Annotated in this window: 29 protein-coding genes; 12 read left to right on the forward strand and 17 right to left on the reverse strand. The window is 43.1% G+C overall.

All coding sequences use genetic code 11. The annotated features are described in order from the left end of the window. Nucleotides 1-3 precede the first annotated feature (3 nt). From F993_RS05405 to msrA, 4 genes are all read left to right on the forward strand, one after another. Nucleotides 4-513 (forward strand): dihydrofolate reductase, encoded by a 510-nt coding sequence (locus F993_RS05405; protein ID WP_004655964.1) that lies wholly within the window; start codon nt 4-6, stop codon nt 511-513. An 18-nt stretch (nt 514-531) separates the two neighbouring features. After that, a complete protein-coding gene (locus tag F993_RS05400) occupies nt 532-1,587 on the forward strand; it encodes an Lnb N-terminal periplasmic domain-containing protein (protein WP_004655965.1) in 1,056 nt (351 codons plus the stop codon). Nucleotides 1,588-1,712: 125 nt separating this feature from the next. Beyond that, nucleotides 1,713-2,189, forward strand: a complete 477-nt coding sequence (locus F993_RS05395; RefSeq protein WP_004655966.1) for an META domain-containing protein — start codon at nt 1,713-1,715, stop codon at nt 2,187-2,189. 107 nt (nt 2,190-2,296) lie between these two features. Next, on the forward strand, nt 2,297-2,821 hold the full coding sequence (gene msrA, locus F993_RS05390; RefSeq protein WP_004655968.1) for a peptide-methionine (S)-S-oxide reductase MsrA: 525 nt from the start codon (nt 2,297-2,299) through the stop codon (nt 2,819-2,821). 53 nt (nt 2,822-2,874) lie between these two features. On the opposite strand, the gene F993_RS05385 is transcribed toward msrA, so the two are convergent. From F993_RS05385 to F993_RS05365, 5 genes are all read right to left on the reverse strand, one after another. Further along, nucleotides 2,875-3,279, reverse strand: a complete 405-nt coding sequence (locus F993_RS05385; RefSeq protein WP_004655970.1) for an ExbD/TolR family protein — start codon at nt 3,277-3,279, stop codon at nt 2,875-2,877. A gap of 1 nt (nt 3,280) precedes the next feature. Then, complete coding sequence (locus F993_RS05380) at nt 3,281-3,901, reverse strand: MotA/TolQ/ExbB proton channel family protein (protein WP_004655971.1); 621 nt, start codon at nt 3,899-3,901, stop codon at nt 3,281-3,283. A gap of 42 nt (nt 3,902-3,943) precedes the next feature. Then, on the reverse strand, nt 3,944-4,696 hold the full coding sequence (locus F993_RS05375) for an energy transducer TonB (RefSeq protein ID WP_004655973.1): 753 nt from the start codon (nt 4,694-4,696) through the stop codon (nt 3,944-3,946). 207 nt (nt 4,697-4,903) lie between these two features. Continuing rightward, a complete protein-coding gene (purU, locus tag F993_RS05370; RefSeq protein ID WP_004655977.1) occupies nt 4,904-5,767 on the reverse strand; it encodes a formyltetrahydrofolate deformylase in 864 nt (287 codons plus the stop codon). Nucleotides 5,768-5,855: 88 nt separating this feature from the next. Further along, nucleotides 5,856-6,554, reverse strand: a complete 699-nt coding sequence (locus F993_RS05365; protein WP_004655980.1) for a TetR/AcrR family transcriptional regulator — start codon at nt 6,552-6,554, stop codon at nt 5,856-5,858. Nucleotides 6,555-6,675: 121 nt separating this feature from the next. Between F993_RS05365 and F993_RS05360 the strand changes: the two genes are divergently transcribed. The 4 genes from F993_RS05360 to F993_RS05345 all read left to right on the forward strand — a co-directional run bounded on the left by F993_RS05360 (nt 6,676) and on the right by F993_RS05345 (nt 10,637). Continuing rightward, nucleotides 6,676-8,130 carry a coniferyl aldehyde dehydrogenase gene (locus tag F993_RS05360; RefSeq protein WP_004655982.1) on the forward strand — a complete coding sequence of 485 codons (1,455 nt, stop codon included), beginning with the start codon at nt 6,676-6,678 and terminating at the stop codon, nt 8,128-8,130. Between the two features lie 168 nt (nt 8,131-8,298). Then, nucleotides 8,299-8,535 (forward strand): 50S ribosomal protein L28, encoded by a 237-nt coding sequence (gene rpmB, locus F993_RS05355; RefSeq protein WP_004649871.1) that lies wholly within the window; start codon nt 8,299-8,301, stop codon nt 8,533-8,535. Nucleotides 8,536-8,547: 12 nt separating this feature from the next. After that, on the forward strand, nt 8,548-8,703 hold the full coding sequence (gene rpmG / locus F993_RS05350) for a 50S ribosomal protein L33 (RefSeq protein ID WP_003654787.1): 156 nt from the start codon (nt 8,548-8,550) through the stop codon (nt 8,701-8,703). Between the two features lie 218 nt (nt 8,704-8,921). After that, entirely contained in the window at nt 8,922-10,637 is a 1,716-nt protein-coding gene (locus F993_RS05345; RefSeq protein WP_004655983.1) for a cation:proton antiporter, read from the forward strand. Nucleotides 10,638-10,691: 54 nt separating this feature from the next. Here F993_RS05345 and F993_RS05340 read toward each other — a convergent pair whose 3' ends face one another. Both F993_RS05340 and F993_RS05335 read right to left on the reverse strand, forming a co-directional pair. After that, nucleotides 10,692-10,973, reverse strand: a complete 282-nt coding sequence (locus tag F993_RS05340; RefSeq protein WP_004655985.1) for a hypothetical protein — start codon at nt 10,971-10,973, stop codon at nt 10,692-10,694. Between the two features lie 103 nt (nt 10,974-11,076). Next, on the reverse strand, nt 11,077-11,580 hold the full coding sequence (locus F993_RS05335; RefSeq protein ID WP_004655987.1) for a DUF6586 family protein: 504 nt from the start codon (nt 11,578-11,580) through the stop codon (nt 11,077-11,079). 84 nt (nt 11,581-11,664) lie between these two features. On the opposite strand from F993_RS05335, the gene F993_RS05330 reads away from it, so the two are divergent. Beyond that, a complete protein-coding gene (locus F993_RS05330; protein WP_004655989.1) occupies nt 11,665-12,009 on the forward strand; it encodes an EF-hand domain-containing protein in 345 nt (114 codons plus the stop codon). 12 nt (nt 12,010-12,021) lie between these two features. Here F993_RS05330 and F993_RS05325 read toward each other — a convergent pair whose 3' ends face one another. From F993_RS05325 to F993_RS05290, 8 genes are all read right to left on the reverse strand, one after another. Beyond that, the gene (locus F993_RS05325) at nt 12,022-12,384 is read right to left on the reverse strand and encodes an ASCH domain-containing protein (protein ID WP_004655991.1); all 363 of its coding nucleotides are present in this window, start codon (nt 12,382-12,384) and stop codon (nt 12,022-12,024) included. 6 nt (nt 12,385-12,390) lie between these two features. Next, nucleotides 12,391-12,636 (reverse strand): RNA recognition motif domain-containing protein, encoded by a 246-nt coding sequence (locus F993_RS05320; protein WP_004655993.1) that lies wholly within the window; start codon nt 12,634-12,636, stop codon nt 12,391-12,393. Nucleotides 12,637-12,726: 90 nt separating this feature from the next. Further along, a complete protein-coding gene (locus tag F993_RS05315) occupies nt 12,727-14,706 on the reverse strand; it encodes an ATP-dependent helicase (RefSeq protein ID WP_004655994.1) in 1,980 nt (659 codons plus the stop codon). A gap of 116 nt (nt 14,707-14,822) precedes the next feature. Next, nucleotides 14,823-15,395 carry an HdeD family acid-resistance protein gene (locus F993_RS05310; protein WP_004655996.1) on the reverse strand — a complete coding sequence of 191 codons (573 nt, stop codon included), beginning with the start codon at nt 15,393-15,395 and terminating at the stop codon, nt 14,823-14,825. 178 nt (nt 15,396-15,573) lie between these two features. Next, nucleotides 15,574-16,332, reverse strand: coding sequence for a hypothetical protein (locus F993_RS05305; protein WP_004655998.1), 759 nt, complete (start codon nt 16,330-16,332; stop codon nt 15,574-15,576). Between the two features lie 88 nt (nt 16,333-16,420). Beyond that, nucleotides 16,421-19,060: a type I DNA topoisomerase gene (gene topA, locus F993_RS05300; RefSeq protein ID WP_004656000.1), complete on the reverse strand. Its 2,640-nt coding sequence runs from the start codon at nt 19,058-19,060 to the stop codon at nt 16,421-16,423. A 33-nt stretch (nt 19,061-19,093) separates the two neighbouring features. Continuing rightward, a complete protein-coding gene (locus F993_RS05295) occupies nt 19,094-19,543 on the reverse strand; it encodes a hypothetical protein (protein ID WP_004656002.1) in 450 nt (149 codons plus the stop codon). Between the two features lie 157 nt (nt 19,544-19,700). After that, nucleotides 19,701-20,063: a winged helix-turn-helix transcriptional regulator gene (locus F993_RS05290; protein WP_004656004.1), complete on the reverse strand. Its 363-nt coding sequence runs from the start codon at nt 20,061-20,063 to the stop codon at nt 19,701-19,703. Between the two features lie 114 nt (nt 20,064-20,177). Between F993_RS05290 and F993_RS05285 the strand changes: the two genes are divergently transcribed. Then, nucleotides 20,178-21,188 (forward strand): zinc-binding alcohol dehydrogenase family protein, encoded by a 1,011-nt coding sequence (locus tag F993_RS05285; RefSeq protein WP_004656005.1) that lies wholly within the window; start codon nt 20,178-20,180, stop codon nt 21,186-21,188. 59 nt (nt 21,189-21,247) lie between these two features. Here the strand turns inward: F993_RS05285 and F993_RS05280 are convergent, their stop codons facing one another. Next, a complete protein-coding gene (locus F993_RS05280; protein ID WP_004656007.1) occupies nt 21,248-21,493 on the reverse strand; it encodes a SlyX family protein in 246 nt (81 codons plus the stop codon). A gap of 32 nt (nt 21,494-21,525) precedes the next feature. Between F993_RS05280 and F993_RS05275 the strand changes: the two genes are divergently transcribed. Then, complete coding sequence (locus F993_RS05275; protein WP_004656009.1) at nt 21,526-23,433, forward strand: ATP-binding cassette domain-containing protein; 1,908 nt, start codon at nt 21,526-21,528, stop codon at nt 23,431-23,433. 55 nt (nt 23,434-23,488) lie between these two features. Here the strand turns inward: F993_RS05275 and F993_RS05270 are convergent, their stop codons facing one another. Next, nucleotides 23,489-24,019: an O-acetyl-ADP-ribose deacetylase gene (locus F993_RS05270; protein WP_004656011.1), complete on the reverse strand. Its 531-nt coding sequence runs from the start codon at nt 24,017-24,019 to the stop codon at nt 23,489-23,491. Between the two features lie 125 nt (nt 24,020-24,144). Between F993_RS05270 and F993_RS05265 the strand changes: the two genes are divergently transcribed. Continuing rightward, the gene (locus tag F993_RS05265) at nt 24,145-25,080 is read left to right on the forward strand and encodes an LpxL/LpxP family acyltransferase (RefSeq protein ID WP_032812533.1); all 936 of its coding nucleotides are present in this window, start codon (nt 24,145-24,147) and stop codon (nt 25,078-25,080) included. Nucleotides 25,081-25,095: the final 15 nt, after the last annotated feature.

The raw sequence follows: 25,095 nt of genomic DNA on the forward strand, positions 1-25,095 counted from the left end.
AAAATGGCATGGCAAGGCACTGAAGTTGTCCACGTAGTCGCAATGGATAAAAATCACTGTATCGGTAAAGGCAATGCTTTGCCGTGGCATATCTCGGCTGACCTGAAACACTTTAAAGCCATCACCCAAGGTGGTGTGGTGATTATGGGGCGTAAAACCCTTGAATCGATGGGACGTACCTTACCGAATCGTGTCAATTGGGTGATCACGCGTGACCCTGAATGGCATTTTGACGGGGTTAAGATCGCACATAGTATCGAAGATGCACTCAATGCCGCACTTACAGACGTGCAACATTCAGAAAAAGCCGCCTTATTTATTATTGGAGGTGGAGAGATCTTTACTCAGACACTGGCTATTGCCGACCGCCTCGAGTTAACTCATGTGGATCTGGATGTTCAAGGCGATGCACACTATCCAAAAATCAGTGAAGATTTTCGTAAAGTAAACGCAGAGCAACATACTGATGAAAAGTCTGGTATCGCTTTTGAGTTTGCCACCTATCAAAAATAAAAATGGATTGCATCGGCCATGCATAATATTGGATCACGAGAGTTTTTCATCGCTTTAGGCGTCGGGCTTTTACATAGCCTATTTACTTTATTCGTGGTTCTTTCAAGTGTCTGGCTCTTTCTAGCCTTATGGATTCAACAGCCACTCGGCACCTTCTTTAGCCGAGTCAGTATTATTCTGTGGAGTCTGTTCGCACTCAGCTTAATTGGCGTCTATGTCAGCGGCCATCTAGTGAGTCGCCGCACCGATATCATTATTTATTGTGTCGCCTTTGCGTGCGCCTTAGTCTGGTATTTTTCCTTAGAGGCAAGACAAGATCGGGATTGGAATCCTGAAGTTGCAGAACAACTGAGTTATGAAAAGAATGGGGATCTGGTCAAGCTGCATAATGTGCGAAATTTTGACTGGCATGCCGATGGCAGTTATGACATTCATTGGGAAGATCGCAGCATTGATCTGAATAAAATTACGGGCATCAATGTCATTACCTCCTACTGGATGGGTCCACAAATTGCCCACACCTTAGTGAGTTTCGATTTTTCTGATCAAAAACCGTTGGTGTTCTCGATTGAAATCCGTAAGGAAAAAGGCGAAGACTTTTCTGCAATTGGTGGCTTTTTCCGTAAATACGAACTCAGTTTAGTCGCTTCCGATGAAAAGGATCTGATCTATACGCGCAGTAATGTTCGTCATGAACAAGTCTATTTATTCCCGATTAGAATGCCTGCAACTGAGCGCAAAGCCCTGTTTATTGAATATCTGCATAAAGCAGATGAACTCCGTGCAGAAGCCAAATGGTATAACACGCTGACCAGTAACTGCACCACACTGGTCTTTGATATGGTTCAGGCAATTAATCCGCAGCGCTTACCCAAAGATTACCGCCTATTGGCCTCAGGTTATTTACCGAACTATCTCTACGATCTAAAAGCCCTCAATCAAAATTACAGCATGAATGAATGGTATCGCTTGGCACACATCAATCCACGTGCCGAACAATATGAACAACAGCCGAACCAAAGCAGTGAATATTTTTCGGATGTCATTCGTACAGGCCTTCCCAAGACTGAGTGATTTTTCCACTCATTTTATTAAAAACACCTGAACATTTACAAAAGGATACGCAATATCCTGCTCCACTCCATGTTGTTTTACTCTAATACTGAGCATAGAAACACAATGATTTGGACTTAAATTTTATGTTAAAACCTTTTTTAACAACATGTACTTTGGCAATCGCCGTAGCAATGACGGGTTGTGCAGCCACCGAATCTCTTCAGACTTCACCGAACGCGTCTCAAAAAGAAAGCATCAACCTCTATGGCCGTAACTGGATTGCTACTCATATCAATGGTGTCGAGGTCAAAAGCAATGATCTTTCTGGCAAGCGCCCTGCAATTCAATTTGATGCCAAAGGCAAACGTTTCTTTGGTGCAGATGGCTGCAACCAAATTCAAGGTAGCTTTGAAAGCCAAGGTTCTATCTTACGCCTCGGCCCAATTGCTTCAACCATGATGGCGTGTATTGGACAAGATAACAGTGCGCTCTCACGTCAATATAGCAATGCATTGGCAAGCACCACCAACTATGAACTCAAAGGCCATGAGCTTAAATTCATGGACGCATCAGGCAAAGTTCTGCTGAGTTTCGTCACGGTGATTCAGCCACTTCCGTAATTTATAGATCACAAAAAAGTAAAAGCTCGTTGCAAACACGGGCTTTTACTTTGTGAGCACTTCGTTTACTTTAGTAACATTCTTAAAATTAAAAATTGGGGAGTTTTATGCAACAAGCACTATTTGGTGGTGGATGTTTTTGGTGTGTCGAAGCCGTATTTCTACAACTTAAAGGTGTAGAGAAGGTGGTGAGTGGTTATGCAGGTGGAATTAGTCAAAACCCGACTTATGAACAGGTCTGCCAAGGTACGACTCAACATGCTGAAGTGGTTCTGATTGATTTTGATGAGCAACAGATCAGCTATACCCAACTGTTAAACGTGTTCTTTACCACGCATGACCCAACTACGCTCAATCGTCAAGGCAATGATATTGGCACGCAATATCGCTCTGTGGTGTATTACTTCAATGAAGAGCAAAAGCAGCAAGCTGAACAAGTCATCCACAGTCTGGAAGATGAAGGACTGAATATCGTCACTGAGCTCAGCCCAGTACCGACCTTCTACCCTGCAGAAGAGTATCATCAGAACTTCTTTGCACGTAATCCCTCACAAGGCTACTGCAACTTTAGCATCCCGCCTAAGCTGTCTAAATTACGTGCCAAATATCTTGATCTACTCAAAGATGCCTAAGCACAAAAAAAGCAACTCAATGAGTTGCTTTTTTCTTGGTATCGCGTGCTGTCTTAGTTTTCACTGACGAACGCAATATCACTTAAACCTGCTTCACTGGCACGAGACATGACTTGTGCAACCGTATCATATTTGGATTCTTTATCTGCACGTAACTGTACCGTCGGTTTCGTCTCTGCTTGACCCGCTTCTTGGAAACGTTTCTCTAGCTCGTCTAAGCTAATAATCTGCGCATCCCAAGCCACCTCACCTTTCTCATTAATACTAATCGTAATCGCTTTTGGCGGTGGATCGACAATTTCAGCAGTCGTCTTTGGTAAACTTAGTGGAATTGATGGGTTAGCAACCGTTGCTGTGACTAAAAAGATAATCATCAATACCAACATAATATCGATCAGAGGAATGAGATTCATCTCATTCATGCCACTGTCGTGGTCTTCACCCAATTGAAAGCCCATCTTAAGCTTGACCTCCAACTAAACTTTGTTGAGTCGCTTTAGTTTCTGTTTTTGCCGCTGTTTCTTGCTGCAACATGGTATCGATTAACAGACTATGGGCTTGATCTTGTAAATCATGTGCCAAGCCACGGTTGAAACGTACACAAATGTTATAAGCCATAACTGCAGGAATCGCCACAGCAAGACCAAGACCGGTCATGATCAAGGCTTCGCCTACTGGTGTTGCCACCTGAGCCAATCCAGCTTGTCCGCTTTTACCCACGGCAACAAGCGCATGGAAAATCCCCCATACTGTACCGAATAAACCCACAAACGGTGCTAATGAGGCGATTGTTCCAAGCACTGAAACACCTTTTTCTGCTTGAGATTTTTCAGCAGAGATTTGGCGAAGCAATGCTTGCTCAGCGACAGCTTTACGTTGTTCAAACGATAACGGCTGTAACTTTGATTTAAGCGTAGCCAAAGCTTGAACAAGTTGAGTATAAGCTTGTTGTTTTAATTGGCGTGTTCCTAATAGGCGCAGAATGAAAATAGTCCACGTCGCAATCGACATTGCTAAAAGGATGAAATACAGTGTTTTGCTTACTGCATCTGCATGTTGCCAATAAACTGAAAAGTTCATATACGAACTCCTGATTTAATCTGTCGCAAGGACTCAAATTTATTAAGGACTAAGATCAAACGGCTGCTCTGCTCGAATCGGGTAAGCAACACCATTTTCCATATACGGTTTAAATTTCGCACTTCTGACAGCACGTAAAACTTTTTCATCTAAATTCGGTAGACCACTGCTGCGGGTAATACGTGCATTGGTAATTTTACCTTTTTCATCCGCTTCAATCAGTACCATTACTGAACGTGTTTGGTTATCCAGATCTTTGGCTGTTACAGATAATTTTGGTGAACGACTCCACTGAACGCCAGAACCGCCAATCGATACACGTTTCGGTGATGGGTCAGCAGCAGGCTGTGGTTTCGTAACTTCCTGAACAGGTTGTGGTTTTTCTACAACTTTTTCGGTCACTTTAGTCGTAACCACTGTCGTTTCAACTTTTGGTTCAACTTTAGGTTCAGTTTTTTGCAACACTGGTTTTGGTGCTTCTTTCACCTGTTGAACTTTTTCAATTTTTTTCGGTGGAGGTAAAGGTTTTTCAACAACTTTAACTTCCTTCACTTCTTTTTTAGGTTCAGGTTTTGGCTGTTCTTTCGGTTTCGGTGGTTCAGGTTTTGGTGGTTCTTTAATTTTAACGAACTTCACCTTAAGCGGCTCTTTCTCGATTGGTCTTAACTCAATCGTTTTCATGTGGCTCACCGCCCACAGAACGCCTACATGTCCAATCACAACTGCAACTAAAGCAGCGATGATTTTCTTTTTCATCGGGTGTGGCGTGTTGAATGTAGCAGGAGATTGACTCATAAGAATCTAAGTACCTAATAGATGGTCAAACCTTCAAAAAATCGATTTCACTCATCGGATAGAACAATGAAAGTGCCGTAATAATAAATGAGAAGTGTTTTCATTTGCAACCATTTTTTCTTGTATATTTGCTAAGCTTTGAAAAATAGGCATAAAAAAACATGCCTGACGGCATGTCCTTTTTATGCAATGGAACAAGAGCGTTTCTTAGAAAACTACGGTTTTGTTGCCATCAACAATGATACGATCTTCCAAGTGCCATTTGACTGCACGTGCCAAGACATTGCGCTCAACATCCTCACCCAACTCGCGCAATTGCTCGACGTTATAATCGTGACTCACACGCTCAACATCTTGCTCGATGATTGGGCCTTGATCCAGATCAGCCGTCACATAATGTGCAGTCGCCCCAATCAACTTCACCCCTTTCTCATAGGCTTGCTTATACGGATTCGCGCCCACGAAAGCTGGTAAGAATGAGTGGTGAATATTGATGATCTTCATTTCCCATTGCGACACAAAATCTTCACTGAGAATCTGCATATAACGCGCCAAGATCAACAGGTCATTGCCTTGCATCATCTCATTAATCTGTGCATAAGCTTCGACTTTATTGTCTTTATTCACTGGCACCACATGGAACGGAATACCAAAGTTCTCAACCGATTCACGCAAATCCGGATGATTAGAAATCACTTGGGTAATTTCACACGGCAAAGAACCACGCGCATGACGCCATAACAACTCTAATAACGCATGATCGACTTTAGAAACCAGAATACCGACTTTTTTCAATTCACCAACGAAATTCAATTTCCATTGCATGTTGTAGCGTTCCGCCACATTCGCAGCAAACGTCTGCATCAATGCTTCTTTACGCGATTGCAAATGATCAAGCTCAAACTCAACACGCATGAAATAACGCCCGCCTTGAGCTTCTGTTGCGTACTGATCAAGTGCGGTAATGTTTGCTCCCTGATGATACAAAAAGCTCGATACGGCTTGCACAATCCCCGGCTTGTCTTCACAAGTAATCAGTAATCGTGCTGTGTGGGCTGTAGTCGTGTTCATTTGGTTAATATCACTTATTCGAATCAAATTAAAATCAAGCCGAGCATTCTAACCCTTTTTTGCGGTTGACTAAATAGCTGCTGTCGATCTATTCATCATCATTTTTAAGATTCGATAAGCTGGCAAACAAATCTGATGGTCCCAGTGATTTCAGTAATTGCTCATAGGTTTGGCGACTTTCACCCATTAAATACGGACCTTCCAGAAACACCATTTGGCGTAAAGCCTGCCAAACCCACTTTTCTTCCAGACGATTGTTATCGCTGATATGCCCCGACATATATAAGAAGTTGGTCCAGTTGGTCAGCACAATCCACAAGTTAATAATCAAGGCTTCAATTTCTGAATCGGTCATTTTCATCAGACCCGCATCGACGAAGGCACGATAAATTTTTTGCCCTTGCTGCATCACCTGCCCAGCAAAACGTGGATAGATTTTGCGAAAGTCTTCATTATTTTCAACCAGATGATAAACATCACGGTGAATAAAGCGGTAGGCCCAAAGCTGGTTACTCAGCACTTGGAAATAACTGATTTTATCGTTGGCATTTAAAGGACGGTCGGTTGGCAAGGCCAACATTTCCAAGGTTTCCGCCTGATACTGTTGCGCCAGTTCCTTAATAATTTCCTGTTTATTACGGAAGTGATAATACAGATTGCCAGGGCTAATCCCCAACTCAGCCGCAATGTGATTGGTTGTGACCGAACGTTCTCCACGCTCATTAAACAGCTGCAAACTGATTTGCAAAATTCTATCTTTTGTTTTGTTCGGTTTAGCGTGCGACATTGAGTTTAACCATCTATAACATTATCAATAGGTTATAAAACAAACCTATAAAGCGACTTGACACTTTAGAGTATTTACTCTAAAAATTAAAAAATAATAAGCTTTCTTTTGGTCTACTCCTATGAACAGTCAAACAAAAACAACCGCTATGACACCTCATGTTGATGTAAAACGGCTGCATGATTTGCTTGAACAGCAAAAAGCAGCTTACCAACGTCATCCTGTTCCAAGCGCCAAAGAACGTATTGAACGCTTAGCCCGACTTAAAAATATCTTGGTAAAATATCAAGATCAATTTGCTAACGCAATTAGTCAAGACTACGGCAATCGCGCCATAATGGAAACCAAAATCGGCGAAGTTCTGACTTGTCTAGAGCATATTAAATACTATAGCAAGAACCTAACTGAATGGATGAAACCATCTAAACGCCATATCAGCATGTTACACCAACCAGCAAAAGGGTGGGTAGAATATCAGCCACTCGGTGTTATTGGGGTGATTGCGCCGTGGAACTATCCTTTATTACTTTCTGTTGGCCCACTGATCTGTGCCTTGGCAGCGGGTAACCATGCCATGATCAAAATCTCAAGTGCATCATCTAACTTTGGTTATGTTCTTGAAAATGCATTGGCTGAAGCCTTTCCTCAAGAATTGGTCGCTGTTGTTAACGGCGGTGGTGTGATTTCAGATGCATTCAGCCATCTGGCATTCGATAAAATGATTTTCACAGGTTCAACCTCGGTGGGTAAAACTGTGATGGCTGCGGCAGCAGAGAATCTTGTCCCAGTGATTTTAGAATTAGGTGGCAAATCCCCTGCACTGGTTCATTCAGCCATGAACATTCGTGATGTGGCACAACGTATTGCGGTGGGCAAACTCTGGAATGCAGGTCAAACTTGTGTTGCACCTGACTATATGTTCTTGCCTAAAGGCAAAACAGCAGAGTTCACCAAGCACTATAATGACTTTGCGACCACCATGTATCCGACTTTGCGTGACAATAAAGACTACACTTCAATTGTGAATGACAAGCAGTACAACCGTCTGCAAGGCTATTTGGAAGATGCTCGCGATCAAGGCGCGACGATTGTTGAACTGAATGCCAAGAATGAGTCTTTAACTGAGGTTCGTAAAATTGCACCAACCTTATTAACAGGTGTGACGACAGAGATGGAGATCATGCGTAATGAAATCTTCGGTCCAATTTTGCCTATTTTAGAGTATGAACATATTGAAGATGCGCTGCAATTCATCAATAGCCGCCCACGTCCATTGGCGTTCTATTACTTCGATATTGATAGTGCACGTGCGGACTATGTTGCCAGCCGCACTCACTCAGGGCACTTCGGCATTAACCAGACGTTGACCCATGTGGCACAGGATGACCTGCCATTTGGTGGTATTGGTGCATCTGGTATGGGTAAATACCATGGTAAAGAAGGCTTCTTTAGCTTCTCGCATGAACGTTCAATGATGTCGAATCCTGTCAGCCCTAAACTTTACAGTTTAAAATTCATCCTTCCGCCGTATAATAAAGCAACGCACAAACTGCTTTTGAAAACACTATTTCGCTAAGCTGGTTAAGGCATGAGCTATCACACCAGTTCATGCCTTGTTTTTACCAAATTCGCTTGTCTTTTAATCGTATTTTTGGTATAAAACGCCCCTTGAATGATTTCATCCGTTTACTTGAATGGCTAGTTGCACGAAATTGTGCTGTATAAACTAGCAATGGAGTTCACCATGTCTAAGGTTTGCCAAGTTACCGGCAAGCGTCCTATCGTTGGTAACAACGTATCGCACGCAAACAACAAAACCAAACGCCGGTTCGAGCCGAACCTGCACCACCACCGTTTTTGGTTAGAAAGCGAAAAGCGTTTTGTACGTCTTCGTCTAACCACTAAAGGTATGCGTATTATTGATAAATTGGGTATCGAGAAAGTTGTTGCTGATCTCCGTGCTCAAGGTCAAAAGATCTAAGGAGTCTGAACAATGCGTGATAAGATTCGCCTCGTTTCTACAGCTGGTACTGGTTATTTCTATACCACTACTAAGAACAAACGTACTATGCCGGAAAAAATGGAAATCAAAAAATTTGATCCAAAAATCCGTCAACACGTCATTTTCAAAGAAGCTAAAATTAAATAATTTTAGTTCTTTAAGAAAAACGGCTTCATTTGAAGTCGTTTTTTTTGCCTAAAAAAGCCTATATAAAAATGGGAAAGCGATTTACATGATTTTTTTTGATAAATAAAAAAATTGTCATCAACAAATTCGATTTTAGTTGTTACACTTTATTTGTTGTTTTCTTGGCATGCTTTATGCTCATTTATTTCTACCTTAACCGCAACGATTAAGGAACTCAAATGCCACATGATGTTGATTTAATTATATTACTTGCTGTTGGTTTTGGTATGGCCCTTATTTTTGGCTATATCGCAGCTCGTTTACGCTTACCTCCTTTGATTGGTTATTTAGTTGCAGGCATTATTATTAGTCCAAATACGCCTGGTGTGGTCGGCGATATTCAACTTGCCAATCAGTTAGCCGAACTCGGGGTGATGTTCCTCATGTTTGGCGTGGGGATGCATTTTTCGCTTAAAGATTTACTGCAAGTACGCCGTATCGCCCTTCCTGGTGCAATTTTACAAATTGCGGTCGCAACTTTACTTGGTATTGCAGTATCCATGTTCTGGGGTTGGAGTTTCGGGGCAGCGCTGATCTTCGGCCTAAGCTTATCGTGTGCCAGCACCGTAGTGCTCCTGAAAGCATTAGGTGATCGCGGTTTACTTGATTCCGTCAACGGAAAAATTGCGGTCGGCTGGCTTTTGGTTGAAGATTTGGTCATGGTTTTGGCCTTGGTACTGCTACCTGCAACAGCCGTGTTGCTCGGCGGTCAGGCATTGCCAGGTACCGATACCTCACAAAGTATCTGGATTACCATCGGCATTACTCTACTTAAAGTCACTGGTTTTATCGCCTTTATGCTGATTATTGGTAAACGTTTAGTACCAATGATCATGCAATTCGTGGCACGTTTAGGTTCACGTGAGCTGTTCACCCTGACTGTCGTTGCCGCCGCGGTATCGATTGCTTATGGCTCTTATGCCGTGTTTGGGGTATCAATGGCACTTGGTGCATTCTTCGCAGGGATGGTGGTAAAAGAGTCCGACTTTAGTCACCGTGCCGAAGAAGAAACCCTCCCCTTACGTGAAATCTTCTCGATTTTGTTCTTTGTTTCGGTCGGCATGCTGTTTGACCCAAGTATCCTCGTTGAAGAACCATTACGTATTTTAGCCGTGGTTGCCATCATCATGGTCGGCAAAACACTTGCTGCAATGGCACTGGTGCTGTTCTTCCGTTACCCAATCAATACCGCCTTAACCGTAGGCGCCAGTTTGGCGCAAATTGGTGAGTTTTCCTTTATCTTGGCAACACTCGGCTTATCGTTAGGTTTATTGACGCCTGATGCACAAAACTTGATTCTTGCAGGTGCATTGTTCTCGATTACCCTCAACTCATTTGTGTTCTCTGCGATTGAGCCAGTACAACGCTGGATTCGTGAGCGCTCGCATTTGGCGCGTATGTTAGAACGTAGTGGTGACCCACTGGCCATGTTGCCAGATGAGGTTGATCAGGCTTACCTGCGTGATCAGGTGGTGATTATCGGCTATGGTGGCGTTGGACGTCGTATCAGTGAAAATCTGATGCAGCAAAACATAAAAGTCGTGATTGCGGAAGAAAATCGCGAAATCGTAGAAAAACTACGTGCTCAAGGCATTGCTGCTGTGAGTGGTGAAGCGACTGAACCGAATGTGTTGATTCAAGCACATATTCAACATGCCCGCTTACTGGTGATTTCACCGATGGATATTTTAGATATTCACCGTATTGTGGATATTTCCAAACAACTCAACCCTGAAATTCAGGTCTTGATCTGTGCAGAAAGCAAAGAAGAAGCTGTGGTAATTCGTGAAGAAAATATTGGTGAAGTGTTCTACGCCAAAGAAGAAATGGCCAAGAATATGAGTCATCATATCCTAAGCCAAATCGAATTGGCACATCAGTCTGAAGCTCATTAACTGGTTTGAAAACACAAAAAAGCGTACTTCAAGTACGCTTTTTTGTGTTTGAGATTAGCTTAAATGCGTCGGCTGTTCATCTAGCACTTCTGCTTGCCACTGATTCATCTGTTTTTCTAACAGACCAAACAAAGCTGCCTGAATCATGTGTTGTGCAACCGTTGGGGTCTGATCGCCTAGAATTGCTTTTACTTCGTCACTAAACTGAATCTTGACTAAAGGTTCATGTTCTTCAGAACCCGCATTGCGCAAAGCAAGCTCACCACCTTCGAGTTGAACCAATTCAAGAACGGCTTCTTGATTACCAAATAATTCTTTTAACTGTTGCATTGACATAAATTTTCTCCATGCTTCAACATGGTGGCAAAGTATTTTGCGCTCACGTCTTATTTATATAAGTACTGTTGGCAAAGATTTCAAGTCATCTTCAAGATTTGACTTAGAACTCCACCATTTCATTACGAAAACCATCAATTAAATGACTTAACTCACGGTGCCATTCACGTAGAATTTTAGCATCAGGTAACCACGCCTGCGGGCTTTGAGTGACCTTGATGATCAGGTTTGAAGAAGTTTCATTTTCAGGTTCGGGTGCTGTTGGCTCAGGGGCGTATTGACACATACGGTATGCACGCTTTAACTCTGCCACAAAACCATCTTTTGCCAGTTGCTGTAACACCAACACTTCAGGTGAAACCTGCCCTTTATCCGCCATATGTTCTTCAATCGACTTAAAGGTAGGCTGTAAATCATTGAGACGGTAATAACGGACCAATTCCTGTAAGAAAGCTAAAATTGCGCCGTGCAAATGAAACACTGCTGCCTCACGATAAGCCTGTGCCTGCTGAATATGTTCAGTTTGCTCCGCTTGTTGACATGCGAGACGAGCAAAATACAGTTTTTGATTGGTGCGATCAGCATGATAACGAGCAACACGAGACATAATATTTTCCTTCAAGATCCTTTCGCTTGGATAGCTTAAGATTAAATGCTTTAATGATAAAATCAATATCTTTTGAGCCTGTCCATGCGTCATATTCAACAAGCCATACTGAGCTTAATATGCTGTATGTCCATTCCCATCGCTTATAGCTGCGAACCCGCTGGTTTAGACTGGGAAAAGCTCTATGCCGATTACGATCTCAATCGTGATCAAATGATTGATCAAAATGAATGGAAGCAACTAATTCATTTAAAAGACCAACCCGTTGTTTGGCAGAAACAAGTATTCGCAATTGACCCCAAACGAATGAAAATTTTTAAAGCACTTGATCAAGATCATAATGGCTTAATCGACCAACAAGAAATCAACAATATCTATGGCTATTTCATCAACCCGTGTCAGGGTTGGGGACAAACATGGGGTAAATAAGGCGGAGACAAGTTACTCAAGGTCCAACTCAAGCAGATAAAGTTTTCGCTTCGCCATGACTTGAACTGGTTGGTCGAATGGGCGGACATTGGCAATCGCCCAAGAGAAATAGCCTTCAGCCCAATGCGATGCACAAGCGGCTTCAACCTCATCCACTCGCCAAGCATGCACGGTTTCAATATCGACCAAGGCAACGGCCAAACCGGATTCTTCATCGCCATCCTGCAACAAAAAATTTTGGTTTTCGACAATCACCACATCTTTTAAGGGCAATGTCTCAGGACGCCATGAGCGAATCTCAAGGGTTTTTAGTCCTTGTACAATCCGCTCAGCACTCGGCGCAACAATCGATAAAGCCGTATATTGCGTGGACATCTGGGCTTAGGCGTTATCTTCCGCTATTTTCACACGAATCCCATAACCTTTGACTTTCAAGGTATTTAGACCTTTCACCGCTTTGATCGCTTCACGTGGATTTGGCATTTCAACAAAGCCAAAACCTTTGGATTTACCAGTTTCAGCATCTTTGACCACGACACAAGACTCGACTTTGCCATAGGCTTTGAATAAATCGAGAATCTCTGCATCGGTCACGCTGCGATCTAAATTACGAACTAAAATTTTCATGCTAAAACCTAAAAGATGATTCATTCTGTCACAGGACGGTGCTGTATTTACCCCACAACAACATGAATCAAGAAATTGAATCTGCTTAGTCTAATCGAAATCAATGCCAAAACCTAAATTGATTGCAGTTGAACGCGAACGGTTGGCTTGTGCATAAGCACGTGGAACATCTCGATGGATCTGAGTCTCGACTAAATGTTGGGGCAAATCATTGAGGAAGTAGCTTTCTATTTTTCGGCCCAGTTCATCATACTGATCATGTGACCAGAGATTTAAATTCTGTTTGGTCAAAATCAACTCATCTTCAGCCCGCGTTAAAGCAACATATAGGACACGGCGCTCTTCTTCAACATCATCAAAATCCCCTTGTGCGCGTGCATGTGGGTACTGGTTTGGAGAGACATGTGGGACATAACAGACTTTTTGTTCCGCCCCTTTGGCTGAGTGAATGGTAATCAGTGTGACCAGATCCTGATCTGGGGTTTTATCAATTTCCGACACTGAAATTGGATCAAGCACATATTCCTCCAAAAACTCTCCGAGTGAGCTATGTTTGCGTGCCAGTTGCTTAACTAGATCAAAGTCTTTAATACGACGTGTCCAATCTTTGGTTTTATAGTTATTTTCCAATTGCTCATTCAAAGCATCCAGTGCCAAACCGATACAGGCTTCAACATGCTGCTGCAACACATCCAGTTGCATCAAAATCAGAATTGCTTGTTGTGGTACTTTGCCATGGCGCTCTAATCGCTGACAACGTGCTTCAATATCTGGCAGTTGAATCAGTTCTTGCGCCAATTTACTGGCACCCACATCGCCCACACCGTCCCAAAGCGTCAGGAAACGCATCCAGGCTAAATCATCTTGTGGGTTAACGCTGACCCGAAGTAAGCTCAATACATCTTTCACATGTGCAGACTCAAGCAGTTTTACCCCACCCACAAAACGATAAGGGATATTGGCTGCAATCAATGCACCTTCCAAATAGCGCCCACTAAAACCTGAGCGCAGCAGCACCATATGTTCTGCCCAAGCTGCACCTTGCCTATGGCGACGATTCAAATCCTGAATAATCCAATTGGCTTCTTCAAACTCGTTACTCAGGATATGCAGTTGTGGCTTTAAACCTTTGCCCCGATAAGCCTGTAGATGTTTGTCATACTCAATTTGGCTTTGATCCAGCAACCAATTGGATAAATCCAAAATACCCTGAGTAGAACGATAATTCATTTCCAAAGTCAGCACTTCGGCATCAGGCACACGTTCTTTAAAGTGATGAATATTTTCAAAATCGGCACCACGGAAGCCATAAATGGATTGTGCATCATCTCCGACACAAAACAGTTTGACCTTACCCACCAATGGCTGTAATAAAGCCCATTGCAACGGGTTGGTATCCTGCATTTCATCGACCAATAGCGCCGAACAAAAGCCAGTCACCCACTTCACCAATTCAGGTGAATTCTGTAGATGTACTGCAACAATCGCCAAGATGTCATCGTAATCCAGAAAATTTCGTTCTTGCTTGCGCTGCTCATAGGCTTTCATCAGCTCGGTAATTTGAGCTTTGTACTCAACCGCTTGGGGCAGTTGTTCAACCAAAGCATCCGAGAGTTTGGTTTTAGTATTCCGCGCATAAGAATACAGATCACATAACTCCGCAGCCTTCGGCAATACATTACCCTTATCTTTGCCACGCAGTAAGCGGAACATCAATAATTGATCATCACGATCAATAATACTGAACTGAGTCAGGCCAAAAGCACGCGGATTACGACGTAATAGATACATACAAAACGTATGAAAAGTTGAAGCACGTAAGCCCTTGGCCTGCGTCCCCATATGCTGCTCAACCCGTGTCACGATTTCACTGGCTGAACGTCGGGTAAAGGTCGGAATCTGGATCTGCTGCGCCGGCACGCCCTGATCAATTAAATATGCTGCTCTTGCCACGATGGTTTTGGTTTTACCACAACCTGCTCCTGCCAAGACCAGACAGTTTTGTGCTGTCGTTGTGGCTGCTTGTTTTTGTTGTGGATTCAGTTCATCAATTAGCTTGGCAAGCGTCATACAATCGGTCAATTAGAAATGAAACGCTATTTTAGCAGACTAAGGCGGTAGAGATGTTTTCCGCTACAAAAACAAAAGCGCATCTAAATACATGCGCTTTTGTTTCACATCATCACTTAAACTGTGGTTGAACTATGCGGTAACTGTTTAATCGCCCCTGCAAAGGTCAAATAGTTAATCCCTTGGAATAAAATATCAATCGCAAGAAACATCCCCAACACCCAGAACGGTGAATCAGGTGATGACAAGATCAGAATCCCGGTTAATAGGGTTAATATGCCTGAAAACAGCACCCATCCCCAACCTGAAATTGGTCTAAGGATAAAGGCATTCACGCTACGGATCATCCCCGCAATAATTAATGCAATCGCTAAGAAACTGGTGAGTACCACGGCAGTAATCACGGGTGTGGTAAAAGCAAAGTAACCCGCTACCAAATACAGCACACCAAACAAGGCCCATAACCAACGTGTACCCCCTTTAAATACCATAAATGCAGCTACAAAATGCAAGATACCCCCCAACATCATCAACACACCGAACAACAACACAGCAGATAATGTTGCAAAGGGTAAAGCTGCTAAAAGAACCAAGCCAAAAATAACCAATAATACGCCTAAGAGCAGATACCATTTACGATCAGCATGCAGTTGATTGCGAATTAGATCGTTACCCACTGTTTTCATCATTATTTACTCTTTTATCATCAATGTTATATCTCTATATTGATCGTGTTCTTCGCGGAGTTCTGTATAAGGCATGTTGAAAATTAATGACGGAATGTCAGAAAGTTGGAGGGTTCTTTGATCTATTTAAGGTGCATCATTATTATTTAAAGATATGGATAAGTCGAAACTTATCCACAATTTATTTAATCCAGCCGATTTCTTGTGCGGTCAGCACACTGATCACGGTTTGCTCTAAATCGTTTGGCATTTTACTTTTGTGTTCGGACAATGGAATCCGTCCACCCATAATTTCAGCTTCGGTTTGTGGATAGAGTGGCTGTTTATCTGCCTGTGCATAGCCAATCGGAAAAATTGGCTCACCAGTATTCAAATTATATTTATCGGTCGCGCCAAAACCATGCAGTAGCTCATGTACCAATACCACATTGTTTTGCTGTGTCTGTTTAGCCGAGGCAAATAGATTAACTGAACCAATGCGTCCACGTTCCAGCGCAGTTGAGTGCTTGAGTTCCCGACTTAGTTTCGGATCATAATAATTCAGATATAACGTTAGGCTTGGTGAACCATCAATCGACTCATGCTGTTTCCATGCATAGAACCGGAACTTTAAACTCCATAGAATATTATCCAAAATATTCGCTTGCTCAGCCATTTTCGGTGGGGTTTGTTGTAACTCACGTCCAATCTGGATCATAAAATAACTACTTTTCCCCCGATATTGCTGGCTGTTTTTTTCTAAATATTGTTTAACCTCGGTAAAGTCATCTTGCTGTAATTGTTGAATATACTGCTGTGTTGTAGGTAAACCATCGGCATTAATTGGATGTAGCAATACATTAATCGGCTGATTCCAATCCTGATTTTGATCACGGTACGCATTGACTGCAACGATCAATAACACCAACAGCAAACAGGCGACTCGAATATTTTTCCACATGAACTTTACCCACCCCAGAATCATTGTTGTTTTTCTTTATTCAATAAAAATGCCAGCAATCGCCAGCATTTTCTTAACGCTTAAATAATTAAGCTTCTACCCATTTTCCATCTTGGAATACCAGACTCCACTTGGTTTGCTTACCTTCAGCGGTTTCAGAACCCACATACTGTGCTTGGTTCTTACGGCTAAATTTCACCACCGTTGGATTACCTTCTGGATCGACATCAGGTGCTTCTAACAAGAACTGATATTTTGGATCAAGCTGCTCGGCAACGCTGCGTAATTCAGCCACTTTCGGCGCGCGCGTTTCACGGATTTTCGGAAATTTACTGGCTGCCAAGAATAGACCTGCTGCACCATCACGTAACACGAAGAAATCATCATGCTTGGCTGAACGTAAGTGTTCCATTTTGATTGGATCAACACGTGGCGGCGCAGGTTGACCGCTCTTCAATACTTTACGGGTATTGTCACAGCTTGAACAAGCGAAGTATGGACCAAAACGCCCAGTCTTTAACTGCATTTCACCATCACATTTATCACATGGAATGGTCGGACCATCATAGCCCTTGATCTTGAATTCGCCTTCTTCAACTTCGTAGCCATCACAATCTGGGTTATTACCACAGACATGCAACTTACGACCACCGTCAACCACATAACTGTCCATTGCGGTGCCGCATTTAGGACAACGATGTTTCGACATCAAGTCCGCAGTTTCAGCACCATCATCATCAGACAAAGCAGCCAAAGACTCGACTGGTGTTAAGTTGAGTGTGCCTTTACAACGCTCTTTCGGCGGCAAGTTATAACCTGAACATCCTAAGAATACCCCCGTTGTTCCGGTACGCACCTGCATCGGACGTGAACATTCAGGACAAGAGACATCGGCAACTTCGACAGGTTGATTACGGCGCATACCGCTTTCACCCTGTGCATTGGTTAAACGCTTTTTAAAGTCCCCGTAGAACGCATCCAGTAACTCTTTCCAGTTCCGTTCACCCATGGCGACTCGGTCTAATTGACCTTCTAAATCAGCGGTAAAGGCATAATTCATTAGGTTATTAAAACTTTCATCCAAACGGTCAGTGACGATCTCACCCATCTTCTCGGCAAAGAGACGACGGTTTTCCAGTTTGACATAACCACGTTCTTGAATGGTTGAAATAATCGCAGCATAGGTCGATGGACGACCAATGCCTTTCTTCTCTAATTCTTTGACCAAAGATGCTTCAGTAAAGCGTGCAGGTGGTTTGGTAAAATGCTGGCTCGGATCAAGCTTTTCTAACTTGAGCACTTCACCGACTTTCACCGCAGGCAATAAAATATCATCATCCGATTTATTGGCACCACGGACACGGGTAAAGCCATCAAATACCAGTGTACGGCCTTTAGCTTTCAACTCAACATTTGACGCTTCAACAGTTAAGGTTGATGATAAATATTCTGCTGGTGTCATTTGACAGGCTACAAATTGACGCCAAATCAAATCATATAAACGCTGTGCATCACGTTCTACACCCGCAAGTTTATCCCCCGTCAAGCCAACATCAGATGGACGAATGGCTTCATGGGCTTCTTGTGCACCCGCTTTATTGCCATAGCGATTTGGCTTGGCAGGGACATATTTTTCACCAAAATTTTGTTGAATATGGTTACGCACCATATTTACAGCGTCATCACTCAAAAAGGTTGAGTCGGTACGCATATAGGTAATGAAACCACCTTCATACAAACGCTGCGCCAGCATCATGGTTTTCTTTACCGAGAAACCTAAACGCGTACTCGCCGCTTGTTGTAAGGTTGAAGTGATATACGGTGCACTTGGATTAACTTTGGTTGGTTTATCTTCACGCAATGCCACTTTATATTCAGCATCTTTCAATACGCTGAGTAAGGCATCAGTTTCGGCTTTATTTTTGAGTTTAAGTGTTTTACCTGCTTGCTTAACCGCTTCTAAGCGTATGTCTTCTTTCTTAGAAATGGTATCTGCAAAAACTTGCCAGTACTCTTCTGGGATAAAGGCACGGATTTCACGTTCACGTTCAACCACCAGTTTCACAGCAACCGACTGCACGCGTCCTGCCGATAAACCACGGGCAATCTTTTCCCATAGTAATGGCGACACCATAAAGCCCACCACACGGTCAAGGAAACGACGCGCCTGTTGAGCATTAACACGGTTTAAATCAAGTCGTGTTGGCTGTTTAAATGCTTCTTGAATGGCATTCTTGGTAATTTCGTTAAACACCACACGATGATAGCGACTATCATCCCCACCAATCACTTCTCTTAAATGCCAAGCAATTGCTTCCCCTTCTCTATCCAAATCCGTTGCGAGATAGATTGCATCAGCATCTTTGGCAAGTTTTTTTAGTTCGGCAACCACATGTTCTTTGCCTGGAAGCACTTCATAATGGGCAATCCAATCATGTTCTGGATCGACACCCATACGATTAATTAGTGCAGACTGAGCTTTTTCAGCTTTCTGTTGATCTGTGAGTTTGGCACGGGTTGCGGGCTTCTTTTCTGTGGATTTCGCCCCGCCTCCTGTCGGTAAGTCACGCACATGACCGACCGATGACTTCACCACATATTGTGAACCCAAATATTTATTAATTGTTTTCGCTTTTGCAGGCGACTCCACAATCACTAAGGCACGTTTCTTTGCAGCAGATGCGGGAGCTGCTGTGCTTTCTGAAGCAGAGCGTGGAGTTTTCGCCATAATAAATCGTTTTTCCTATGTTTAATCAGTAAATTAGCGCTGTGCTAGTTCATGTAAATAAGCTTTCATATCTTCAAGCTGTGTGGCTTTCAGGTCCGTTTCTTCATCCCAATACAGCCCGACACAGTTTGCCTGCATATCAATAGCATAAACTCCTTTTAATGCAATGGTTAAATCATTAAATTTCTGATCACCTTGCACCACCTGAAGCTTGCCATCCACAACCCGCGCACGCATCAAAGCTAAACGGGCATCTGGAATCAGCACACTATAATAAGCCACCATGCTGGCACGTTTTTCCGATGCCATTGGAATCTTGGTCCATTCTGGCGCGGCAATTAAGCGTGGATGTAATCCCATTTTACGAGCCTGATCACGCATCATTCCCAATGCCTTTTCTCGTGGGCTGACGCGCAAGCCAAAAATCGAGCCTAGTACAAACAGTACAATCGCTACCGTGATCCAAATTCCAATATTACTCATAAAGTCGCCCAAAACTTCCTTTTATTAGCGTTACATAAGTTGAATCCAAAAGGCAAGTTACAACGTAAAAAATAATCTAGATTCAAACTAAGCTGTAAAACATACCTTTTTCATACAGCCAAAAGGCGAAAAATTAAAATGCTGTCAACCACTTATTTTATTCAGCAAGCGCGAGTTTTCCGAATTGGTCCAGATGTCTATCGCCCCAATCCTTTAATGCAACAATAATCTGTTCCAGACTACGACCTAAATCTGTTAAGCAATATTCAACTTTTGGCGGGACCTGAGGATAAACCTCTCGATGCAAAATGCCATCCTGTTCGAGTTCACGCAGCTGATTGGTCAGCATTCTCTGGGTAATACTTGGGACACGCTTGCGAATTTCATTGAAACGCAAAGTACCTTCTTTGAATAAATGCCAGAGAATCACGCATTTCCACTTACCGTCAATCAAACTGATGGCAGCTTCAACCGAACAGCCTGGAGAACAATCAAAACTGGAATGTCGCATTTTTGCCATTTTACAGTACCCTTTTTGACACTATGAGCGTTATTTGTCTGTAGTCACTAAAATTAAGCTTAGGTTATGCTGAAACCTGAATCAAGTGAAATCCAATCCAAAGGAAACATCATCATGAAAGCTGTGGCCTATCAACATGCGGGTGCCATTACATCAGCAGATGCACTCGTTGACATTGAAATCGACGCACCAACGGCACAAGGGCACGACCTACTTGTGCGCGTACAAGCGGTTTCGGTCAATCCAGTCGATACCAAAATCCGAAACAATAAAAATGCTGAAGCTAATCAATGGAAGGTTTTAGGCTGGGATGCCGTTGGAATTGTTGAAGCGATTGGCGAACACGTCACTCAATTCAACATCGGTGACCACGTCTGGTATGCAGGTGCACTCAACCGACAAGGCAGTAATAGTGAATTACAATTGGTTGACGAACGTATTGTCGGGCATGCACCCCAATCACTTGATGCAAGCGAAGCAGCGGCACTGCCTTTGACTGCACTTACCGCATGGGAAATGCTGTTTGATCGCTTACAAGTTCCTCGCGCTGCCGCTGAGAACACTTCGATCCTTGTCATTGGCGGTGCTGGTGGGGTGGGTTCAATTACCCTTCAGTTGCTCAAACAATTAACCAATCTTACGATTATCAGTACCGCATCTCGACCGGAGACATCTGAATGGGTAAAACAGTTGGGTGCTGATTATGTCTTGGATCATCGCCAAGCTTTAGCGCCACAAATTCAGCAACTCGGCTTAAGTGCACCTTTATATGTGTTTTCAACCACACAAACCGATCAACATCTTGCTGATATTGCAGAACTGATTGCAGCACAGGGACATTTCGGATTAATTGATGATCCAGAACAACTCGACATAAAAGTCTTTAAATCCAAATCTGTCTCAGTCCATTGGGAATTTATGTTCACGCGCTCCATGTATCAGACTGAAGATATGATCCAACAGAGCCAACTTTTGAATCAGGTCGCCGCCTTAGTTGATGCGGGGAAAATTAGAACCACAGTGAACCAGATCCTTTCACCTATCAATGCAGAAAACCTGAAACGTGTACATCAACAAATTGAAAGCGGCACCACCAAAGGTAAAATTGTCTTACATGGCTTTTAAACGCGCTTATTCAACATCGATCTTCCAGTAATGCAACTCAGCATTTGCTGGAGAATTTATTAATAATGCGGTGGTTTATCATTTATCGGATCAAAAGCTGCAATTCCTTCGGATAAATCTGAAGATTCAACTCGACGATATAAAAATTGCATTTGTTTTTTTAAATCAGCAATTTCCTGCGTTTGAATTGCGAGTTGCTGATTCAATTGTTCAACTAAATCATCTAAAAATGCAATTCGGACTTGCAAATCTTCAATGGGTGCGGAGAATGACGCGTGATTATCAAAATTTTGTGGTTTAGTCATTTCAGACCTCATCTGAACTCTTAGGAAACATTATGGCCTATATTACTTTAAGGGATGTCCATCTCGCATTTGGCGGACCTGCCTTACTCGACGGCGCGAACTTTAACCTAGAACGTGGCGAGCGAGTCTGTTTAATTGGTCGTAATGGAGAAGGTAAGTCTACTTTATTAAAACTGATTGAGGGAAGCTTGTTACCTGATAACGGTGAAGTTTCGATTCAAAATGGTTTAACTGTTTCAATGTTAGCCCAAGATGTGCCAATGGACTCAGGCAAAGTCGCCGACATCGTTGCCGATGGTGCAGGTGAAGCAGCCGTTGTGTTGAAAGAATACCATGAAGCGAGTGATGCCTGTGTCTTGGGTGATATGGACGCTTGTGACCGCATGGGCATGCTACAGCACAAACTCGATCAGTTGGATGGTTGGGCATTAGAAAACAAGGTCAACTCGATTCTGAGTAAAATGGGACTTGATCCCAATGCTGATCTAGCCGATTTATCAGGTGGCCGTAAACGCCGTGTACTGTTGGCGCGTGCTCTGCTCACTCAACCAGATGTGCTGTTACTGGACGAACCAACCAACCATTTGGACGTTGAAAGTATCGAATGGCTAGAAAAATTCCTGCTCGATCAAAACAATCTCACTTTATTGTTTATTTCGCATGACCGCTCATTTGTCGATAGTATTGCGACCCGCATTGTCGAACTTGACCGAGGTATTTTGCGAGGCTATGAAGGTAACTATTCGCGCTATCTCGAACTGAAAGCGCAGCAAATGGAAGCCGAAGAAAAACAAAATGCTTTATTTGATAAAAAGTTAGCGGAAGAAGAGGCTTGGATTCGTCAAGGCATTAAAGCACGTCGTACCCGTAACGAAGGCCGTGTCCGTGCCTTAAAAGACTTACGTGAACAGTCTAAAGCACGTCGTTCACAACAGGGCAAAGTCAGCATGGCAACGCAAGAAGCCAACCGCTCTGGTAAGTTGGTGTTCGAGATCGAAAACTTAAGTGTCGGCTACGACAGCAAAGTACTGATTAATGATTTTTCTGCAATTGTGTTACGTGGCGACCGTATCGGTTTAGTCGGTGACAACGGTGTCGGTAAAACCACCTTGATCAAAGCCATTTTAGGCGAGATCGAACACGACGGGTCTGTGAAAACCGGTACTCAACTGGAAGTGGCTTATTTTGACCAGTTGCGTAATGCACTCGACTTGGAAAAAACCGTGATGGCCAACGTGTCTGAAGGTTCTGACTTTGTCGATGTGAATGGTAACCGTCGTCATATCTATAGTTATCTACAAGACTTTTTATTCTCGCCAGAACGTGCGCGCACGCCAGTAAAAGCCCTTTCTGGTGGCGAGAGAAACCGTATCCTGTTAGCAAAATTGTTACTCAAGCCCTCAAACTTGATCGTGATGGATGAGCCAACCAATGACTTGGATATGGTGACACTTGAGTTGCTTGAAGAAATGCTGTCTGACTATAAAGGTACTTTGCTGTTGATCTCGCATGACCGTGCCTTTATGGACAATGTCGTGACCTCGACATGGGTATTCGATGGTAAAGGTCAGATTGATGAATACATCGGCGGCTATCAAGATTACTTGGAACAACGTCCTGACCAAAAAGTCGTTGATCAGAAAAGTGATGTGAAAAAAGCACAAGCCAAAGCTGAAGCAGCGGCTGCCGCAGCATCAACACCAAAGAAGGTCAAGCTCAGTTATAAAGATCAACGTGAGCTTGAGCAACTGCCTGCTGAAATTGAGAAACTGGAAACCGAGCAAGCAGAGTTGTCCGCGAAATTGGCGGATGGTTCATGGTTTGTCAGTGATGCCAATGCAGCAACTGCAGCCAGCCAACGCCTAGCTGAAATTGAAGAAGTATTGCTAGAAAAGCTGGAACGTTGGGACATTTTAGAAAATATGTCGAAAGGCAACTAAGTTGATTGAGCATTTATCCTTTCGAGGGTAAATGCTCCTACTTCAGATACTCAATTCAGTTCAAATTAAAATCTTCTTTAAGCTTCTGGTAAATATTAAAGTTTTCATCATCAAAACAAACAAAAATTACTTCTTTTACAGACTGGCTACGATTTAACTCTTTACTGATTGTGGTTAAGGCAATTTGAGCAGCGAGTTGCTTAGGGAACCGATAGATTCCTGTTGAAATATTTGGAAAGGCAACACACTCTAATTTCAACTTCTCTGCCAATTTAAAGCAATTCCGATATGCATTTTCGAGTAATTTGGCTTCCTGATGTTGTCCATCTACCCATGTTGGTCCAACTGTATGAATCACATATTTTGCAGGTAAATTCCCAGCCGTGGTCACGACCGCTTCTCCAACAGCACAACCTCCTTGCTTAGCACGAATCTTCTGACAATCAGCCAAAATCGCAGCCCCTCCTTGACGATGAATTGCACCATCGACGCCACCACCGCCTAATAGTGAAGTATTCGCTGCATTAATGATCGCATCTACGACCAATTGAGTAATATCAGCTTTTATAATATTTATGCTTTTCAATCTTTTCTCCTTCTATTTTAGATAGACATTTATAAAAACAAACTTCATTTAATACGACATTTAAAGTCACGATACACTTCATGCTACACTGCTGCAAAATTCAACGTTATTCATTTTTCGAATTTATGAGTCAAAAACAGCCTTATATCCCTGGCGAGTTTCAATGGGCTTTTTTATTGCCCAAATATTGGAAAATCTGGATCGCCATTACCTTCTTAATGTTATTGGCCGTCTTACCTTGGGCAATTCAGTGGCGTTTGGCCCATGGTCTGGCAGCCTTATGTTGGCGCTTGCTTAAATCACGCCGTAAAACCACGCTGCGGAATTTAGAGCTGTGTTTCCCTGAATGGTCGCCTGCTGAGGTTGAGGCTCAAGCCAAACAAGTGTTTGTCGATATGATGCTTGGTGTATTTGAAACCCTCAATGCGTGGTACTGCCCGAAGTGGTTTAAAGGTCGCCATAGTATTGAAGGCTTAGAACACATCACCGATGCAAAAGCACAAGGCAAAGGCGTATTATTACTGGGCACACACAGTACCTTACTGGATGCGGGCGGTTATATTTGTGCTCAATATTTCGAACCCGATGTGGTCTATCGCCCACAAAACAATCCACTGCTGGATATGCTGATTTATCGCTGCCGTGCCACCATTTATCAACATCAAATTGACCACGATGATATGCGTGGTTTGATCCGTCGCCTCAAAGATGGCGGTGCGATTTGGTATAGCCCCGATCAGGACTTTGGTTTAAAACAAGGCGTGATGGCGCCCTTCTTTGGTGTTCCAGCGGCTACCGTGACTGCACATCGTCGTTTACTCAAAATCTCGAAAGCAGTTGCAATTCCCTTATATTTCTATCGCTATGGTGATGTTCGCAATCCACAATATAAAGTACTGATTGAGCCAGTTGTGGACAATATGCCAAGCGAAGATGAAGTCAATGATGCGATTCGGGTAAATAATATTATTGAAGCTCAACTTCGTATCGCCCCGACACAATGGATGTGGTTCCATCGCCGTTTTAAAACCCGTGCCGAAGGTTACGACAAAGTTTATTAAGCTAAAAAAGCCGCC

Source organism: Acinetobacter proteolyticus, assembly GCF_000367945.1.
Classification (GTDB): domain Bacteria; phylum Pseudomonadota; class Gammaproteobacteria; order Pseudomonadales; family Moraxellaceae; genus Acinetobacter; species Acinetobacter proteolyticus.